Raw genomic sequence first — 18,702 nt, 5'->3', positions numbered from 1 at the left:
AATATATGGCAACAAAAGGAACTGTTAGTGGCGTTATTGCCAACATGGTGACCCTCGTCGTTGACGGACCGGTAGCTCAAAATGAGATTTGTTATATCTCGACCGGTGGCGATAAGTTGATGGCGGAGGTGATTAAGGTTGTAGGTTCACATGTATATGTCCAGGTGTTCGAAAGTACCCGTGGGCTGAAAGTGGGTGCCGAAGCCGAATTTACAGGACACATGCTTGAGGTTACATTAGGCCCGGGTATGTTATCGAAAAACTATGATGGTCTGCAAAATGACCTCGATAAGATGGATGGAGTTTTCCTGAAGAGAGGACAATATACGTATCCGTTGGATAAGGAGCGTATATGGCATTTCGTACCATTGGCGAATGTAGGTGACAAAGTGCAGGCTTCTGCATGGTTGGGACAGGTGGATGAAAACTTTCAGCCGTTGAAAATAATGGCCCCGTTCACTATGAAGGGAACGGCTACCGTAAAAACAATCATGCCGGAAGGTGATTATAAGATAGAAGATACCATCGCAATCCTGACAGACGAAGAAGGTAATGATATTTCTGTAACTATGATTCAGAGATGGCCCGTAAAACGTGCGATGACGAATTATAAGGAGAAACCGCGTCCTTTCAAATTGTTGGAGACTGGTGTACGTGTGATTGATACGCTGAATCCGATTGTGGAAGGTGGTACGGGATTTATCCCCGGTCCGTTCGGTACAGGTAAAACGGTGCTTCAGCATGCTATTTCTAAGCAGGCGGAAGCGGATATCGTTATCATTGCAGCTTGCGGTGAACGTGCGAATGAGGTGGTGGAAATCTTTACCGAGTTCCCCGAACTGGTAGACCCGCACACAGGACGTAAGTTGATGGAGCGTACTATTATTATCGCCAATACTTCTAACATGCCGGTAGCTGCCCGTGAAGCATCTGTATATACAGCGATGACACTGGCGGAATATTACCGTTCAATGGGATTGAAAGTCTTGTTGATGGCTGACTCTACTTCCCGTTGGGCACAGGCTCTGCGTGAGATGTCCAACCGTATGGAAGAGTTGCCTGGTCCAGATGCTTTCCCGATGGATATTTCGGCTATTATCTCCAACTTCTACGGTCGTGCGGGATATGTAAAACTTAACAATGATGAAACGGGCTCTATTACATTTATCGGTACGGTATCTCCTGCTGGTGGCAACTTGAAGGAACCGGTAACTGAAAATACGAAGAAGGTAGCTCGCTGTTTCTATGCTTTGGAGCAGGACCGTGCCGATAAGAAACGTTATCCGGCAGTGAATCCGATTGATTCTTATTCAAAATATATCGAATATCCGGAATTTGAAGAGTATATCAAAGGTCATATCAACGGTGAATGGATCAGAAAAGTCAATGAGCTTAAGACCCGTTTACAACGTGGTAAGGAAATTGCTGAACAGATCAATATCCTCGGTGACGACGGTGTACCAGTAGAATATCACGTGATCTTCTGGAAATCTGAATTGATTGACTTTGTAATCCTGCAACAGGATGCATTCGACGAAATTGATGCGGTAACTCCGATGGAACGTCAGGAAGACATTCTGAACATGGTAATCGACATCTGTCATACGGAATTTGAATTTGATAACTTCAATGAAGTAATGGACTACTTCAAGAAGATAATTAATATCTGTAAGCAGATGAACTATTCGAAGTTCAAGTCAGAACAGTATGAAGGATTCCAGAAACAACTGAAGGAATTGATTGAAGAGAGGAAACTTCAATCGTAAATCGTAAATTGTTAAATCGTAAATAAGTAAGATGGCAACAAAAGCTTTTCAAAAGATATATACCAAGATTACTCAGATTACCAAGGCTACTTGTTCGTTGAAAGCGACAGGGGTAGGGTATGACGAGCTTGCCACCGTGGACGGTAAACTGGCACAGGTGGTTAAGATTGCCGGTGACGATGTCACTTTGCAGGTATTTGAAGGTACGGAAGGTATTCCGACCAATGCCGAAGTAGTATTTCTCGGCAAATCGCCTACATTGAAAGTGAGTGAGCAACTGGCCGGACGTTTCTTCAATGCTTTCGGTGACCCGATTGATGGAGGTCCGGACATTGAAGGACAGGAAGTGGAAATTGGTGGTCCGTCTGTGAATCCGGTTCGGCGTAAACAACCGTCGGAACTGATTGCAACGGGTATTGCTGGTATCGACTTGAACAATACGCTGGTATCCGGTCAGAAGATTCCATTCTTTGCCGATCCGGACCAACCGTTCAACCAGGTAATGGCAAACGTGGCCTTACGTGCTGAAACGGATAAGATTATCCTCGGCGGTATGGGTATGACGAATGATGATTACCTGTATTTTAAGAATGTGTTCTCTAATGCCGGTGCGCTCGACCGTATCGTGAGTTTCATGAATACGACCGAAAACCCACCGGTAGAACGTTTGCTGATTCCGGATATGGCATTGACTGCTGCTGAATATTTTGCAGTAAATAATAATGAGAAAGTGCTGGTACTGTTGACCGATATGACGAGCTACGCTGATGCGTTGGCAATCGTATCCAACCGTATGGACCAGATTCCGTCTAAAGACTCTATGCCGGGATCACTTTACTCGGACTTGGCGAAGATTTACGAAAAGGCGGTGCAGTTTCCTTCCGGCGGTTCAATCACAATTATTGCGGTGACTACTTTGTCCGGTGGAGATATTACGCACGCTGTGCCTGATAATACGGGGTACATCACAGAAGGTCAGTTGTTCCTGCGTCGTGATAGTGATATTGGTAAGGTTATTGTTGACCCGTTCCGTTCATTGTCTCGTTTGAAACAGCTGGTTACCGGTAAGAAGACGCGTAAAGACCATCCGCAGGTGATGAATGCCGCCGTACGTCTCTATGCAGATGCTGCTAACGCTAAGACGAAGATGGAAAACGGTTTCGACCTGACAAACTACGACGAACGTACGTTGGCTTTTGCGAAGGACTATTCCAATCAGTTGTTGGCTATTGATGTCAATCTGGATACTACTGAAATGTTGGATGTAGCTTGGGGCTTGTTCGGTAAATACTTCCGTCCGGAAGAAGTGAATATCAAGAAAGAATTGGTGGATCAATACTGGCCAAAACAAAATAATTAGCGATTAGACGATTTATCATTTATGATTGAAACTTATTAATTGTAAATGGTCATAAAAGCAATTTCAATCGTAAATCGTAAATAGTTAAATAGTAAATAGAACATCGTGGCTATAAAGTTTCAATATAACAAAACCTCTCTTCAGCAGCTCGAAAAGCAACTGAAAGTGCGGGTGCGTACGCTTCCTATCATTAAGAATAAGGAAAGTGCCCTCCGCATGGAAGTGAAACGCTGTAAAACGGAAGCTGCCGATTTGGAGGATAGGCTCGAACAACAAATTCAAGCCTATGAAGCTATGTTCGCCCTTTGGAATGAGTTTGACGCTTCATTAATAAAGGTGAATGATGTTCATCTTGGCGTGAAAAAGATTGCGGGTGTGCGCGTGCCGTTGCTCGAGAATGTAGAATTCGAGATACGTCCGTACAGTATGTTTAATGCCCCCAAGTGGTATGCCGACGGTATCCACCTGTTGGAAGAACTGGCTCATACGGCAATTGAACGTGAATTTATGCTCGCCAAGCTGAACTTGTTAGAACATGCAAGGAAAAAGACCACTCAAAAGGTGAACCTTTTTGAGAAGGTGCAGATACCGGGCTATCAGGATGCATTGCGAAAGATCAAGCGATTTATGGAAGATGAAGAAAACCTGTCGAAATCTTCGCAAAAGATTATGAAGTCCCATCAAGAAAAAAGGAAGGAGGTAGAGGCATGATTACAAAAATGAAGAAACTCACATTCCTGGTTTATCATAAAGAGTATGAGTTGTTTTTGCAAAAAATCCGTGAGTTAGGAGTTGTTCATATTGTAGAAAAGCAGTTGGGCGAAATGGATGATGACTTGCAACAGTTTATCCAAAAACGCGTTCTGTACAAGAATATGCTTCAAAACATGTATGCTTGGGCGGATAAACAACCGGATGAAACGATCTATGCGGAACAGTCGGCTGATGTTTTGACGAAGGAATACGAAGAGTTGCAGGTAAGAATACAAGATTTGAACCAGCAATTACCTGCCATTTCCAAAGATATAGCACAGATGGAAATGTGGGGAGATTTCGATTGGCAGTCCGTTCAGCGGTTAGAAAAAGCAGGTTTGTATGTACGTTTCTATACTTGTCCAGAGAAAGAGTTTGACGAAGTGTGGGTGAAAGAACACAATGCCATCATTATAAATGAACAAGGTGGAGTGATCTTTTTCATGACTGTGACTTCGCAAGCGGTGGAACTGGAAAGAGAGTCTCTTCGTTTGCCTTCTTTGAGTCTGTCCGAATTGAGACAGAAACAGGCAAAGACGGAAGAGATGCTTGTACAGGCAAAGGATGCACTGAAAGCTTTCTGCAAGAAGAATTATCGTACACTGGAGAAATGTAGTATTCAACTTGAGGGCGATATTGATTTGCTGAAAGTGAAACGCAACAGTCGGGAAATGGCCGAAGGCGTAGTTGTGTTGTTGGAAGGATGGATTCCGGAAGATAATCAGCACGAAGTGCAGACATTGCTTGATAATAGTAGCGTATATTATGAAATACGTCCTGCTACACGTGAAGACAACGCGCCTATCAAATTGAAAAACAATGCCTTCACTCGTATGTATGAGGTGCTTACCAAGATGTATGGTATGCCTGATTATGCCGAGTTTGATCCGACTCCTCTTGTAGCTCCTTTCTTTTCGCTTTTTTTCGCCTTTTGTATGGGAGATGCAGGATATGGGCTGGCATTGATACTTTTAGGTTTCTTCTTGAAGAAGAAAATGCCGGAATCGATGCGGGGAATGATGAATCTGGTCATAACGTTAGGTGTTTTTACATCTGTTATCGGAACCATATTGGGTACATTCTTTGGTGTCAACTTGTTTGACTTGGAATTGCCGGATCAACTGAAGCAATTCATGATTGTCGGTAAAATTGGTGAAACTACGTATGATAAACAAATGTTGCTGGCACTTATTATTGGTGTGGTGCATATTTGTATTGCCATGCTGGTGAAGGCTATCGGACAGACAGTACGATTCGGTTTCAAGGAGTCGTTGAGCGCATGGGGATGGTTGTTGCTTGTGGTAGGTTTTATTGCTACGGGAGGCCTGTCATTTTTCAAGGTCATTTCAGAAGACGTGTCAACATGGGCATTTATTGTGATAGGTGGAATTTCGGCTATTGGCATTTATCTGTTGAATAACATTCATCGCAATATATTCGTTAATATCGGTGCCGGTGTATGGGATACTTACAATATGGCCACCGGACTGATGGGTGATGTGCTTTCTTACATTCGTCTGTATGCTTTAGGACTGGCAGGCGCCATGCTTGGCGGAGTATTTAATCAATTGGCATTTATGGTGAATGACGCTGCGGGTCCGGTGTTGGGCTGGATTTTTTGCGGTGTGATATTGATATTCGGACATACGCTGAATATAGCCATGTCTTGTCTGAGTGCTTTTGTGCATCCGCTTCGTCTTACGTTTGTCGAATATTTTAAGAATTCAGGTTATAATGGTAAGGGTGAAGCCTATAAACCATTTGCTACAGTAAAAAAATAATTAATTAAAAAATAAATAAAATAATAAAGTTATGAATGAAGTTTTAGGTTATTTAGGATTGGGCTTGATGTTGGCCCTTGCAGGAATTGGTAGTTGTTTTGGCACAACGATTGCAGGAAATGCGGCAGAAGGCGCTTTGAAGAAAGACCCTTCAAAATCTGCCGGTTATATGATTCTGTCTGCACTTCCGGCTACTCAAGGTCTTTATGGATTTGTTGCTTTTCTGATGTCAATGGGTAGAGATTTTGCAACGGAAGGTCCTTTGATGTTGGGTATCGGTTTAGGTGTAGGACTTGTTTGTCTGTTCTCTGCCATTCGTCAAGGACAGGTATGTGCAAATGGTATTCTTGGAATTTCTCAAGGACATGATGTACAAACCAATACAATGATTTATGCGGCTCTTCCTGAGTTTTACGCTATTTTGGCGTTGGTAGCAGCGTTGATGGTATAAATTTATGTAGTCTTTCTACGTAAATCTTTTTTTAGGATTTATTTCCTAAAAAACGGTAACTCCCCTTGTTCATGCAGCTTTGCATGTACAAGGGGATATTCTTTTTCCATTGTAGGACAACGTTTCTTTCCTCTTCTTAACTCATATTTTTTGTATAAAGTATTATTTTTCAAAGAATAATGTGTACTTTTGCACCCGCATACTAAAAAGAGTTTTAATATATTATATGGTAAAAGATTTATTAACCCCCGATTATATCTTCGAGTCCAGTTGGGAAGTATGTAATAAAGTGGGAGGGATATATACTGTCTTGTCGACACGGGCAAATACATTGCAGGAAAAATTCCGCGATAGAATTTTCTTCATAGGTCCTGATGTGTGGCAAGGAAAAGAAAACCCTCTATTCATCGAGTCGGATAATCTGTGTGCCGCTTGGAAAGAGCATGCACGTGAGAAAGATGAACTTTCTGTCCGTGTAGGACGATGGAACATTCCCGGTGAACCCATAGTCATTCTTGTTGATTTTCAACCTTTTTTTGAAAAGAAAAACGATATATACACAGAAATGTGGAATCGTTATCAGGTAGATTCGTTGCACGCATACGGTGATTATGATGAAGCTTCTATGTTTTCATACGCTGCGGGCAGGGTAGTGGAGAGTTTCTATCGCTACAACCTGACAGAAACGGACAAGGTGGTATATCAGGCGCATGAATGGATGACTGGAATGGGAGCGCTTTATGTACAGGAAGCTGTGCCGGAGGTAGCTACTATTTTTACGACCCATGCTACTTCTATCGGTCGTTCTATTGCTGGTAATCATAAGCCGTTGTATGACTATCTGTTTGCTTATAATGGCGACCAGATGGCTCAGGAACTGAATATGGAATCGAAACATTCGATTGAAAAACAAACCGCGCATTATGTAGACTGCTTTACTACAGTTAGCGAAATCACCAACAACGAATGTAAGGAGCTGCTGGACAAATCAGCGGATGTAGTCCTTATGAACGGTTTTGAAGATGATTTTGTGCCGAAAGGAAGCACATTTACCGGAAAACGTAAACGTGCGCGTGCCTTGATGCTCAGTGTAGCGAATAAACTATTGGGAACAAACCTGGGTGATGATACATTAATTGTCGGAACCAGCGGGCGATATGAGTTTAAGAATAAAGGTATTGATGTCTTTTTGGAATCATTAAACCGCTTGAACAGGGATAAGAACTTGCATAAGAATGTGTTGGCATTCATCAATGTTCCCGGTTGGGTAGGAGAACCCCGTGAGGATTTGCAAGTACGTTTGAAAAGCAAGAAAAAGTTTGATACCCCGCTCGAAGTTCCGTTTGTCACTCATTGGCTGCATAATATGACTCATGACCAAGTGTTGGACATGCTGAAATATCTGGGAATGGGCAATCGTCCGGAAGATAAGGTAAAGGTGATTTTTGTGCCTTGCTATCTGAATGGTCGTGACGGCATTATGAACAAGGAATATTACGATTTGTTGTTGGGACAGGATTTGAGTGTCTACGCTTCTTATTACGAACCGTGGGGATATACTCCGCTGGAAAGTGTAGCATTTCATGTGCCGACAATCACTACTGATTTGGCCGGATTCGGTCTTTGGGTAAACAGCCTGAAGAACCAGCATGGCATTAATGACGGAGTAGAAGTGCTGCATCGTTCGGACTATAATTATTCGGAAGTGGCGGATGGCATCAAGGATACGATTACGCTGTTTGCCGATAAGACGGAAAAAGAAGTGAAGGAAATCCGTAAGCGTGCCGCTGAAGTAGCGGAACAGGCTTTATGGAAGCACTTTATACAATATTACTATGAGGCTTATGACATTGCCTTGCGCAATGCTATGAAGCGTCAGTTGAGTTAAGAAAGAATTATTTATCAATAAGTAAACGTAAACATTATGAAAATCAAAGTTAGTAATGTGAATACTCCCAACTGGAAAGAGGTTACTGTAAAATCACGTATACCGGAAGAGTTGGAGAAGTTGTCTGAAATCGCACGCAACATTTGGTGGGCATGGAATTTTGAAGCGACTGAACTGTTTAGAGATCTAGATCCGGAACTTTGGAAAGAATGTGGACAGAATCCAGTACTGTTGTTGGAACGTATGAGCTATGAAAAGCTGGAAGCGCTGGCAAAAGACAAAGTGATTCTAAGAAGAATGAATGAAGTTTATACGAAATTCAGAGATTACATGGATGTGAAGCCGGATGAGCAACGCCCATCTATCGCTTATTTCAGTATGGAATATGGCTTGAGCAGCGTCCTGAAAATATATTCCGGTGGTCTGGGTGTATTGGCTGGTGACTATCTGAAAGAGGCTTCCGACAGCAATGTTGATTTGTGTGCGGTAGGCTTCTTGTATCGTTACGGCTACTTTACTCAAACGTTGTCTATGGATGGACAGCAGATTGCCAACTACGAAGCACAAAACTTCGGTCAACTTCCTATTGAACGTGTAATGGATGCCAATGGTCAGCCGTTGATAGTTGACGTTCCTTATCTTGATTATTTTGTTCATGCAAACGTATGGCGTGTAAACGTTGGACGTATTTCTTTGTATCTGCTTGATACGGATAATGAAATGAACAGTGAATTCGACCGTCCTATCACTCACCAGCTTTATGGCGGCGACTGGGAAAACCGTTTGAAACAAGAAATCTTGTTGGGTATCGGTGGTATCCTGACTTTGAAAGCGTTGGGCATCAAGAAAGATGTTTATCACTGTAATGAAGGACATGCTGCATTAATCAATGTTCAGCGTATCTGCGACTATGTAGCTACAGGATTGACTTTCGATCAAGCTATCGAGTTGGTTCGTGCTTCTTCTCTTTACACTGTTCATACTCCGGTTCCTGCAGGTCACGACTATTTTGATGAAGGCCTGTTCGGCAAATATATGGGTGGTTATCCTTCCAGAATGGGTATCACTTGGGATGACTTGATGGATCTTGGACGTAACAATCCGGGTGACAAAGGCGAACGTTTCTGTATGTCTGTTTTTGCTTGCAACACTTCACAGGAAGTGAACGGTGTGAGCTGGCTGCACGGAAAGGTTTCTCAAGAAATGTTCTCTTCTATTTGGAAAGGTTATTTCCCGGAAGAAAGTCATGTAGGATATGTAACGAATGGTGTTCACTTCCCGACTTGGAGTGCAACTGAATGGAAAGAACTGTACTTTAAATATTTCAACGAAAACTTCTGGTTCGATCAATCTAATCCTAAGATTTGGGAAGCTATCTACAATGTGCCCGATGAAGAGATTTGGAAGACTCGTATGACTATGAAGAATAAGTTGGTTGACTATATCCGTAAGTCATTCCGCGATACTTGGTTGAAGAATCAGGGAGACCCTTCACGCATTGTTTCATTGATGGATAAAATCAATCCGAATGCATTGTTGATTGGTTTCGGCCGTCGTTTCGCTACTTACAAACGTGCACACTTGTTGTTTACCGACTTGGAACGTCTTTCTAAGATTGTGAACAATCCTGACTATCCGGTACAGTTCCTGTTTACAGGTAAAGCTCACCCGCACGATGGAGCAGGACAAGGATTGATTAAGCGTATCATCGAAATTTCTCGCCGTCCTGAATTCTTGGGCAAGATTATCTTCCTCGAAAACTACGATATGCAGTTGGCTCGTCGTTTGGTTTCCGGTGTTGATATTTGGTTGAACACTCCGACTCGTCCGTTGGAAGCATCCGGTACATCGGGTGAAAAAGCTTTGATGAACGGTGTTGTCAACTTCTCCGTATTAGACGGATGGTGGTTGGAAGGTTACCGTGAAGGTGCAGGTTGGGCGTTGACAGAAAAACGTACTTATCAGAACCAGGAACATCAGGATCAATTGGACGCTGCTACAATCTACAGCATTCTTGAAACTGAAATTATGCCATTGTATTATGCGCGTAACAAGAAAGGATATTCTGAAGGCTGGATTAAGGTCGTGAAGAATTCTATCGCACAGATCGCTCCTCATTATACAATGAAACGTCAGTTGGATGACTACTATAGCAAATTCTATTGTAAGCAAGCCAAACGTTTCGCTGCTTTGTCTGCTAACGATAATGCGAAAGCCAAAGAAATCGCAGCTTGGAAAGAAGAAGTGGTTGCCAAATGGGATGCTATCGAAATCGTATCTTGCGATAAGGTAGAAGAACTGAAGAACGGTGATATCGAAAGCGGAAAAGAATATACTATTACTTACGTAATCGATGAAAAAGGTTTGAATGATGCAGTGGGTCTGGAATTGGTTACTACTTACACAACGGTCGATGGAAAACAACACATCTACTCTGTAGAACCGTTTGATGTAATCAAGAAAGAAGGTGACTTGTATACATTCCAGGTTAAACACAGCTTGTCCAATGCAGGTAGCTTCAAGGTGGCTTACCGTATGTTCCCGAAGAATCCGGAACTTCCACACCGTCAAGATTTCTGCTACGTACGTTGGTTTATCTAATTGATTTGAAATAGAAGTAGGGGAGTCCTTCTCCCTTACTTTCATATATAGATTCAGCCCCTGTGTTCTTTCGAGAATTACAGGGGCTGGATTTTATCTGTTTGGTTGTTGACTTGTGACGTTTTTAATAAACAAGAAGCCATCTGAAAAGTCTCTAAAAAGAAAAATCACGCTTACTGCAACATGTCGTAGTAAGCGTGATTTATAGGATCAAGGCATTTCGAACAGCCCCTTGTTTGAACTTTAAAGCCTTTGAAAAACCTTCTTTTTCGATCTGTTATTTTACAGCTTCTGCAATTTTAGCCTGAAGTTCTTCTCCATGCAAACCGCGAGCGATAATTTTACCACTACCATCGATTAATACAGTGTGAGGAATACTGTTCACAGCATAAAGCTGTGCACCTTCACTTTGCCAGAATCTCAGGTCGGACATTTGCGGCCAAGTCATGTCCATCTTCTTGATTGCTTCTTTCCATGCCGCTCCATCCTGGTCGAGAGATACGCCTACGATTTCGAAGTTTTTGTCTTTATATTTAGCATAAGCCTCTACCAGGTTAGGCATTTCGCGACGGCAAGGACCGCACCAACTTGCCCAGAAGTCAACCAATACCACTTTGCCTTTACCCACATAGTCAGACAACTTCACGGTCTTTCCTTCCGGAGTCTGCATTTCGAAATCAACAAATAGAGTACCTACGGCAGTCTTTTTCTGCTTGTCGGTCAGTTCCTTAATTCTTGCGATAGCTTCATCGTTTTGCAAGTTTGCCGGAATTTGTTGCAGTAATGCTTCGTTTTCGGCAGTAGAGTTATTGTAGAAAGTCTGTTTGAACAAGAATACGCCAACAGGGTTGGTGATGTTTTTCTGTACAGCTTCCTTGACTGCGTTTTCGTACTGTTCCTGTAAGTCGGCTCCTTCTTTTTGTTTGGCTTCTTTCTGTTCATCGCTCAATGTGGAATCCCCCATCGCTTCGTAGATGGCATTCATTTTCTTGCTGATGTCATTGATTTTAGCTCTGAGTTCCTGATAAGCGTCGTTGTTGGCAGTACCGGTAACGGAATCATCATCTTTACCTAAAGTGACATTGATTTTTCCGTTTTCGAGGAAGAAATCAACCATCAATGGTGTTCCGTTAACTTCACAAGTGACATAGCGGTTGACAGCAGAATCTTGTGTACCTTTAAAGGTAAAAGTTCCTTTAGAGATGACAGCTGTATCGAGTTTAGTCAGATTTCGACCTGTAGCTTCCTGAAGATAAACGGTGTCACCATTGGCTGCGCCTTCTACTGTACCCGTAACAACGTAGCCGGCTTTGTTGCCGGTACAAGCTACCATACCTAAAGCAGCCGTTGCAATAACTAAATAAGTTAACTTTTTCATGCTTTTGTAAAATTAGTGAATAAATATTTATGCAAAGATAGATTTTTTTTCTATCGGGTATCGAAAAACACTGTTATATTAGATTAACACCTAGGTGAAAACCGTAGAAATGTGTACCTTTGCAGCCCAAACTTTAGTATGAATATGCAAGAAGATAAATCCATCATTGAGGTGAGCCATGTCTCGAAGTATTTTGGCGAGAAAACAGCATTGGATGATGTGACTCTAAACGTGAAAAAGGGCGAGTTTGTCACTATACTTGGTCCTTCCGGTTGCGGTAAAACCACGTTGTTGCGTCTCATTGCCGGTTTTCAGACGGCTTCGGAAGGCGAGATCCGAATTTCGGGGATGGAAATAACACAAACCCCTCCCCACAAGCGTCCCGTGAATACGGTATTTCAGAAATATGCCTTATTCCCGCACTTGAATGTATATGATAACATTGCTTTCGGGCTGAAACTGAAAAAGATACCGAAACAGACCATTGAGAAGAAAGTGAAAGCTGCTTTAAAAATGGTAGGTATGACGGATTACGAATATCGTGATGTAGATTCTCTTTCCGGTGGTCAGCAACAGCGTGTAGCCATTGCCCGCGCCATTGTGAATGAGCCGGAGGTGTTGCTATTGGATGAGCCGTTGGCAGCGCTCGACCTGAAAATGCGTAAGGATATGCAAATGGAGCTCAAAGAGATGCATAAATCTTTGGGTATAACGTTTGTTTATGTCACTCATGATCAGGAAGAGGCATTGACGTTGAGTGATACAATAGTCGTGATGAGTGAAGGAAAAATTCAGCAGATCGGTACACCGATTGATATTTATAATGAACCCATCAACGCTTTTGTTGCCGATTTTATCGGAGAAAGCAATATTCTCAATGGTACCATGATTCATGATAAACTGGTACGCTTCTGCGGTACGGAGTTTGAATGTGTGGATGAAGGATTTGGTGAAAATGTTCCGGTAGACGTAGTCATCCGTCCGGAAGATCTTTATATTTTCCCCGTTTCGGATATGGCGCAGTTGGTAGGTGTAGTAGAGACTTCTATTTTCAAAGGTGTGCATTATGAAATGACGGTGATGTGCGGCGGATATGAATTCTTGGTACAGGATTACCATCATTTTGAAGTGGGAGCGGAAGTTGGACTGCTGGTGAAGCCGTTTGATATTCACATCATGAAGAAAGAGCGTATCTGCAATACGTTTGAAGGAAAATTGTTGGATGCCACTCATGTGGAATTCCTGGGCTGTAACTTTGAATGTACTCCGGTGGAAGATATAGCTGCCGATACGAATGTCAAAGTGGAAGTAGACTTTGAAAAAGTGATTCTTCAGGATAATGAAGAAGACGGAACGCTGACAGGTGAGGTGAAATTCATCCTTTACAAGGGCGACCATTATCATCTGACTGTATTGTCAGACTGGGACGAGAATGTATTTGTAGATACGAACGATGTATGGGACGACGGAGACCGTGTAGGTATTACCATTCCTCCAGATGCCATTCGTATAATTAAAATAACCGATTAACAGGAAAGGAAGTGAATAAGAAGTTTATAGTCTTTTTGTCATCACGTAAGAGTTGGACTCTCCCTTACATTATTTTTTCGGCGATCTTTGTGATAATACCACTGTTTTTAATTGTCATATATGCTTTTACCGATGATAGTGGTCATTTGACACTTGCCAATTTTCAGAAGTTCTTCGAACATCCCGCAGCAATCAATACCTTTGTATATTCTATCGGTATTGCCATTATTACCACCCTTGTTTGTATTTTGCTGGGTTATCCTGCAGCATGGATATTGAGTAACAGTAAGCTGAACCGTTCTAAGACGATGGTCGTACTGTTTATCCTGCCGATGTGGGTAAATATTCTTGTGCGTACCCTTGCTACGGTTGCCTTGTTCGACTTTTTCAGTGTACCGTTGGGCGAGGGAGCATTGATATTCGGTATGGTGTACAACTTTATCCCCTTTATGATTTATCCTATTTACAACACGTTGCAGAAAATGGATCATAGTTATATTGAAGCTGCACAAGACTTGGGAGCCAATCCGCTACAAGTCTTTTTGAAAGCAGTCCTTCCGCTTTCCATGCCGGGAGTAATGAGTGGGATTATGATGGTGTTCATGCCGACTATATCAACATTTGCCATTGCCGAGTTGCTGACGATGAATAATATCAAACTCTTTGGTACGACGATTCAGGAAAATATCAATAACAGCATGTGGAATTATGGAGCGGCACTTTCGCTTATTATGTTGCTGCTGATTGCTGCTACTTCCTTATTTAGCACAGACGATAAAGACAATTCAAACGAAGGAGGCGGGCTATGGTAAAGAAAATATTCGCTCAGGCTTACTTATGGATATTGCTGTTGTTGCTTTATTCTCCTATTGTGATTATCGTTATCTATTCTTTTACGGAAGCGAAAGTATTGGGCAACTGGACTGGTTTCTCCACAAAACTTTATACTTCGCTTTTCACTACGGGCGCGCATCATTCTTTGATGAATGCATTGATTAACACGATTACTATTGCCCTGCTAGCTGCAACGGTATCTACCTTATTGGGTAGCGTAGCTGCTATCGGCATCTTTAATCTGAAATCCCGTTCGCGTAAAGCGATTGGTTTTGTGAATAGCATTCCTATTCTGAACGGAGATATCATCACGGGTATTTCTCTTTTCCTTTTGTTTGTTTCTTTAGGAATCACACAAGGATACACAACCGTAGTGTTTGCTCATATTACTTTTTGTACACCATACGTTGTTTTGAGTGTTTTGCCTCGTTTGAAGCAGATGAACCCGAATATTTATGAGGCCGCTCTTGACTTGGGAGCGACTCCCATGCAAGCCTTGTGGAAAGTCATTGTGCCGGAGATTCGCCCGGGAATGATTAGTGGTTTTATGCTTGCATTGACATTATCTATTGATGATTTTGCCGTAACAGTATTTACCATCGGCAATCAAGGTCTGGAGACGCTTTCTACTTATATCTATGCCGATGCTCGCAAAGGTGGTTTGACACCGGAGCTTCGTCCGCTTTCTGCGATTATTTTTGTCGTAGTGCTGGCGTTGTTGATTGTCATCAATTACCGGGCAGGAAAAGCGAAGAAAAAAGATTAATAGACTATCAAATGTGCTACTACGTAAATAATATGAAAAGAATAATTCCCGTAATCCTGCTCTTACTGACCTTGACCGGATGCTACAACTCCGGTGAACCTCGTGAGCGGATTCTTAAAATCTACAACTGGGCAGATTACATCGGCGAAGGTGTACTTGAGGATTTTCAGGCATATTATAAAGAACAGACTGGTGAGAATATCCGTATCGTTTACCAGACATTCGACATCAACGAGATCATGTTGACGAAGATTGAGAAGGGGCATGAAGATTTTGATGTGGTTTGTCCTTCGGAATATATCATCGAGCGTATGCTGAAGAAACATTTGCTGTTGCCCATCGATACGAATTTTGCACATTCTCCCAACTATATGAATAATGTAGCTCCGTTTATTCGCGAACAAATCAATAAATTGAGCCAAACGGGTGAGCAGGCGAGCCGCTATGCTGTATGTTATATGTGGGGAACGGCTGGAATTCTGTATAACCGGGCTTATGTACCCGATTCGGTAGCGCTGTCCTGGGATTGTCTTTGGAATAAAGAGTATGCTGGAAAAATCCTGATGAAAGATAGTTATCGTGATGCTTACGGAACAGCTGTCATCTATGCGCATGCGAAGGAACTGAAAGACGGAACGGTGACAGTGGAAGAACTGATGAACGACTACTCTCCACGTGCAATGAAACTAGCCGAAAAATATCTGAAAGCCTTGAAACCGAATATTGCCGGTTGGGAAGCGGATTTCGGTAAGGAGATGATGACGAAGAATAAAGCCTGGTTGAATATGACTTGGAGCGGTGACGCGATTTGGGCGATTGAAGAGGCAAATGAGGTAGGAGTGGACTTGGATTATGAGGTTCCCGAGGAAGGGAGTAATATTTGGTATGACGGTTGGGTGATTCCCAAATATGCAAGAAACCCGGAAGCAGCTAGTTATTTCATCAATTTTATGTGCCGTCCGGACATTGCTTTGCGGAATATGGATTTCTGCGGATATGTAAGTTCCATAGCTACGCCCGAAATACTGGAAGAGAAAATAGATACGACCCTCCATTATTATGCTGACTTAAGTTACTTCTTCGGACCGGGTGCAGACAGCATACAAATTGATAAGATACAATACCCGGATCGCAAAGTGGTGGAACGATGTGCTATGATTCGTGACTTTGGCGATCAGACAAAAGAAGTTCTTGATATTTGGTCGCGTATTAAGGGCGATAATTTGGGGGTTGGTATCACTATTCTTATCTTTGTCGTTGTTGCATTGATGAGTGGTTGGATGATTTACAAAAGATGCCAGCGTTACAGTCGCCAGAAACAACAGAAGCGCAGAAGCAGAAGGAAAAAGGTGAGGAGGAATTAGTATTTCTCCGGATTGCAAATCCAAAATAAAAGGTGCAAAGATAGAAGTAGCATCTATAGAAAGAATAAGAAGTACGGTGAACGGGAAGCTAATGGCAGGATGTTCACCGTGTTTTGTTTTTATCGTCTTTTCATATTCCGAAGTATATCTTTGGTATCCTTGTCTACCCGGAAAGACTCGATTGCTTTTTGCAATGTTTTGTTGTAAGTCCAGTTATCCAATGTACTATGTTTCAGATATTCCATTGTCTTTTGGGGAAATTTGACGAAACACAATGATAGCATCCATGCTATACCCATACGTGCATAATAAGCATCATGATTGAATAAATCGGCATATTCCAGTAATGAATCGATATGTTCGTTATCCACATAATGGAAAAGCATCACAATCCCGAAGCGTATTTCAAATTCTTTAGAGGATTTCAGATAAGGTTGTATAAATTGCCATACGGTTTCTTTTCCTTTTTTTACGGCTGTTTTCAGTTCACCGCAGAAAATATCGCATACAGCCCAATTATTTATACGGGGAATGAACATCGCTACATATTTCATTCGTTCTTCAAGTTCCATTTTTGCCAGTCCGATAATCATTCCCTGAAGCATTGTTTCTTCATAATAGTTCGTATCGGTTGACTCAACAAACGTACGCCAGTCCTCTTTTTTTATAATTTCTTTGGCCATGATTCGCAGTTGGGGGATACGTACACCAAGAATATTGTTTACTCCCGGAAGGAGGGAAGAGTGAAATTCCTTATATTTGGCATCTACTAATGCTTGTAATTCTTTCCGTATGTTTTCAGTTGTTGTCATTTTCATCATATAATTGGTTATTTCACAAAATTATATAGAAAAATCGATTTTTTCTACACCGGCACAATAAAAACCGAGGCCAACCCTCAAACTCTGCTTCATACTTCGTTTAATTGTTACGAATGTCCTATATTTAAGGAGTGTAACTAAAAAATCTCAAATATGGACAAAGACAGAATCGTGGCCGGCCTTGATGTCCACAAAGATACAATTTATCTCTGTGTGATGGATAATACCGAGGCCGTTATTTTTGCAAAAGTTTATGGTACATTGACTCCTGATTTAGAACTTGTGTGTTCCGAGATGGTTTCTCATGGGGTGACAGAGGCAGCCATGGAAAGCACTTCAACCTATTGGGTCCCTGTGTGGAATGCCTTGTGCGAGAGCATGTCTCTCAAATTGGTAAATCCTTATTTTATAAAGCAGCTTCCCGGTCGCAAGAGTGATGTGAAGGATGCCCAATGGATAGCGGAATGCTTGTTGAAGAATCTGATTCGTGGAAGTTTTGTGCCGGATAAGACAGTGCAGGACATGCGCAAGTATAACCGTCGCATCTTCGACCTGAATGAAGACCTGACGTATAACAGCAATAAACAGGACGCTGCTTTACAGCGATGTGGCTTCCGGTTAAGTAACTATGTCTCCCGAGTCAATGGAAAAAGCTATCAGAAGTGCGTCCGTGCAATAATAACCGGGATAACCGACCCTGAGGAGCTGGTGAAACTCATTCATGGAAAAACTCTACGGAAATACGGACGCAACATCATAAAGGATGCCGTAACGGGTGACTTTCACCAGGCAGACATCTGTTTGTTAAAGCAATACGCAGAGCTTATAGGGGTAATCGAGCGACAAATCGAAGAATGCAGGAATGCTCTCATTTCCATGTGCCAGGAACACTTCCCGAAACAATTCAAACGTCTACAGAGCATCCCCGGTGTTAAAGAACGCGCCGCTTCGGCTATAATTGCGGAGACCGGGGCTGACATGAAACCGTTTGAAAAAGCAACAAACCTTGTGGGATGGTGTGGATTGAAACCACGCAATGATATAAGCAACAATAAAGTCAAAAGCAACAGGACGACGCATGGGAACCGATTCCTGCGTCAGATATTGATTGAAATATCCTGGGTCGCATCAAGAACCCGAAAATGCTTTTTCTCAAACTTCAGCTACGTGCAATGCACCCAACGCCATAAGAACAAGATGAAGATACAAGTAGCCATCGCCCGAAAGTTATTGGTCGCAGTATGGCATATGCTGACAAAAGACGAGGATTTTATAGATGTTTACCTCAAGCGGCTTGAAAAGCAGGCGGAATGGCAAAATGATCTTCAAGCATTAGAATCGTTATTGGTCGGATAGACCTTTCCGATATACCTCTATCGACAACATAATTACCTTTGTGCTGCCACATG

At 42.3% G+C, this 18,702-nt stretch carries 14 protein-coding genes; 12 read left to right on the top strand and 2 right to left on the bottom strand.

All coding sequences use genetic code 11. The features are described 5' to 3' along the window. Positions 1 to 5 precede the first annotated feature (5 nt). From A4V03_RS10835 to A4V03_RS10805, 7 genes are all read left to right on the top strand, one after another. The gene (locus A4V03_RS10835) at positions 6 to 1,766 is read left to right on the top strand and encodes a V-type ATP synthase subunit A (RefSeq protein WP_065538897.1); all 1,761 of its coding nucleotides are present in this window, start codon (positions 6 to 8) and stop codon (positions 1,764 to 1,766) included. A gap of 31 nt (positions 1,767 to 1,797) precedes the next feature. Continuing rightward, on the top strand, positions 1,798 to 3,126 hold the full coding sequence (locus tag A4V03_RS10830) for a V-type ATP synthase subunit B (RefSeq protein WP_024986614.1): 1,329 nt from the start codon (positions 1,798 to 1,800) through the stop codon (positions 3,124 to 3,126). Between the two features lie 105 nt (positions 3,127 to 3,231). After that, a complete protein-coding gene (locus tag A4V03_RS10825) occupies positions 3,232 to 3,837 on the top strand; it encodes a V-type ATP synthase subunit D (protein WP_004297640.1) in 606 nt (201 codons plus the stop codon). Next, complete coding sequence (locus tag A4V03_RS10820; RefSeq protein WP_024986613.1) at positions 3,834 to 5,660, top strand: V-type ATP synthase subunit I; 1,827 nt, start codon at positions 3,834 to 3,836, stop codon at positions 5,658 to 5,660. Before A4V03_RS10825 ends, A4V03_RS10820 begins: the two co-directional genes overlap by 4 nt. 31 nt (positions 5,661 to 5,691) lie before the next feature. Beyond that, positions 5,692 to 6,111: an ATPase gene (locus A4V03_RS10815; protein ID WP_024986612.1), complete on the top strand. Its 420-nt coding sequence runs from the start codon at positions 5,692 to 5,694 to the stop codon at positions 6,109 to 6,111. Between the two features lie 226 nt (positions 6,112 to 6,337). Then, positions 6,338 to 7,999, top strand: a complete 1,662-nt coding sequence (locus A4V03_RS10810) for a glycogen/starch synthase (protein ID WP_065538896.1) — start codon at positions 6,338 to 6,340, stop codon at positions 7,997 to 7,999. 36 nt (positions 8,000 to 8,035) lie between these two features. Further along, positions 8,036 to 10,600 carry a glycosyltransferase family 1 protein gene (locus A4V03_RS10805; RefSeq protein ID WP_065538895.1) on the top strand — a complete coding sequence of 855 codons (2,565 nt, stop codon included), beginning with the start codon at positions 8,036 to 8,038 and terminating at the stop codon, positions 10,598 to 10,600. 277 nt (positions 10,601 to 10,877) lie between these two features. On the opposite strand, the gene A4V03_RS10800 is transcribed toward A4V03_RS10805, so the two are convergent. Beyond that, positions 10,878 to 11,978: a TlpA disulfide reductase family protein gene (locus A4V03_RS10800; RefSeq protein WP_065538894.1), complete on the bottom strand. Its 1,101-nt coding sequence runs from the start codon at positions 11,976 to 11,978 to the stop codon at positions 10,878 to 10,880. A 138-nt stretch (positions 11,979 to 12,116) separates the two neighbouring features. Between A4V03_RS10800 and A4V03_RS10795 the strand changes: the two genes are divergently transcribed. Genes A4V03_RS10795 through A4V03_RS10780 form a run of 4 tightly spaced genes read left to right on the top strand, consistent with a single transcriptional unit; the run spans position 12,117 to position 16,472 of the window. Then, positions 12,117 to 13,508 (top strand): polyamine ABC transporter ATP-binding protein, encoded by a 1,392-nt coding sequence (locus A4V03_RS10795; RefSeq protein ID WP_089280795.1) that lies wholly within the window; start codon positions 12,117 to 12,119, stop codon positions 13,506 to 13,508. Positions 13,509 to 13,519: 11 nt separating this feature from the next. Continuing rightward, positions 13,520 to 14,320 carry an ABC transporter permease gene (locus tag A4V03_RS10790; protein ID WP_065538893.1) on the top strand — a complete coding sequence of 267 codons (801 nt, stop codon included), beginning with the start codon at positions 13,520 to 13,522 and terminating at the stop codon, positions 14,318 to 14,320. Next, complete coding sequence (locus A4V03_RS10785; protein ID WP_065538892.1) at positions 14,314 to 15,108, top strand: ABC transporter permease; 795 nt, start codon at positions 14,314 to 14,316, stop codon at positions 15,106 to 15,108. The genes A4V03_RS10790 and A4V03_RS10785 overlap by 7 nt, the downstream gene beginning before the upstream one ends. 32 nt (positions 15,109 to 15,140) lie before the next feature. Continuing rightward, positions 15,141 to 16,472, top strand: coding sequence for an ABC transporter substrate-binding protein (locus A4V03_RS10780; RefSeq protein WP_065538891.1), 1,332 nt, complete (start codon positions 15,141 to 15,143; stop codon positions 16,470 to 16,472). Positions 16,473 to 16,591: 119 nt separating this feature from the next. Here the strand turns inward: A4V03_RS10780 and A4V03_RS10775 are convergent, their stop codons facing one another. Continuing rightward, complete coding sequence (locus tag A4V03_RS10775) at positions 16,592 to 17,284, bottom strand: DNA alkylation repair protein (RefSeq protein ID WP_065540381.1); 693 nt, start codon at positions 17,282 to 17,284, stop codon at positions 16,592 to 16,594. A 162-nt stretch (positions 17,285 to 17,446) separates the two neighbouring features. On the opposite strand from A4V03_RS10775, the gene A4V03_RS10770 reads away from it, so the two are divergent. After that, positions 17,447 to 18,649 (top strand): IS110 family RNA-guided transposase, encoded by a 1,203-nt coding sequence (locus tag A4V03_RS10770; protein WP_065538890.1) that lies wholly within the window; start codon positions 17,447 to 17,449, stop codon positions 18,647 to 18,649. Positions 18,650 to 18,702: the final 53 nt, after the last annotated feature.

The sequence above is a fragment of the Bacteroides caecimuris genome (assembly GCF_001688725.2).
In the GTDB taxonomy this organism is placed as follows: domain Bacteria; phylum Bacteroidota; class Bacteroidia; order Bacteroidales; family Bacteroidaceae; genus Bacteroides; species Bacteroides caecimuris.
This window is presented reverse-complemented; position numbering and strand designations above follow the sequence as displayed.

Bases quoted from the DNA above. Each gene is read 5' to 3' on its own strand.
- A4V03_RS10835 (WP_065538897.1), top strand. From the start codon at position 6: ATGGCAACAAAAGGAACTGTTAGTGGCGTTATTGCCAACATGGTGACC.
- A4V03_RS10830 (WP_024986614.1), top strand. From the start codon at position 1,798: ATGGCAACAAAAGCTTTTCAAAAGATATATACCAAGATTACTCAGATT.
- A4V03_RS10820 (WP_024986613.1), top strand. From the start codon at position 3,834: ATGATTACAAAAATGAAGAAACTCACATTCCTGGTTTATCATAAAGAG.
- A4V03_RS10815 (WP_024986612.1), top strand. From the start codon at position 5,692: ATGAATGAAGTTTTAGGTTATTTAGGATTGGGCTTGATGTTGGCCCTT.
- A4V03_RS10810 (WP_065538896.1), top strand. From the start codon at position 6,338: ATGGTAAAAGATTTATTAACCCCCGATTATATCTTCGAGTCCAGTTGG.
- A4V03_RS10805 (WP_065538895.1), top strand. From the start codon at position 8,036: ATGAAAATCAAAGTTAGTAATGTGAATACTCCCAACTGGAAAGAGGTT.
- A4V03_RS10800 (WP_065538894.1), bottom strand. From the start codon at position 11,978: ATGAAAAAGTTAACTTATTTAGTTATTGCAACGGCTGCTTTAGGTATG.
- A4V03_RS10795 (WP_089280795.1), top strand. From the start codon at position 12,117: ATGAATATGCAAGAAGATAAATCCATCATTGAGGTGAGCCATGTCTCG.
- A4V03_RS10785 (WP_065538892.1), top strand. From the start codon at position 14,314: ATGGTAAAGAAAATATTCGCTCAGGCTTACTTATGGATATTGCTGTTG.
- A4V03_RS10780 (WP_065538891.1), top strand. From the start codon at position 15,141: ATGAAAAGAATAATTCCCGTAATCCTGCTCTTACTGACCTTGACCGGA.
- A4V03_RS10775 (WP_065540381.1), bottom strand. From the start codon at position 17,284: ATGACAACAACTGAAAACATACGGAAAGAATTACAAGCATTAGTAGAT.
- A4V03_RS10770 (WP_065538890.1), top strand. From the start codon at position 17,447: ATGGACAAAGACAGAATCGTGGCCGGCCTTGATGTCCACAAAGATACA.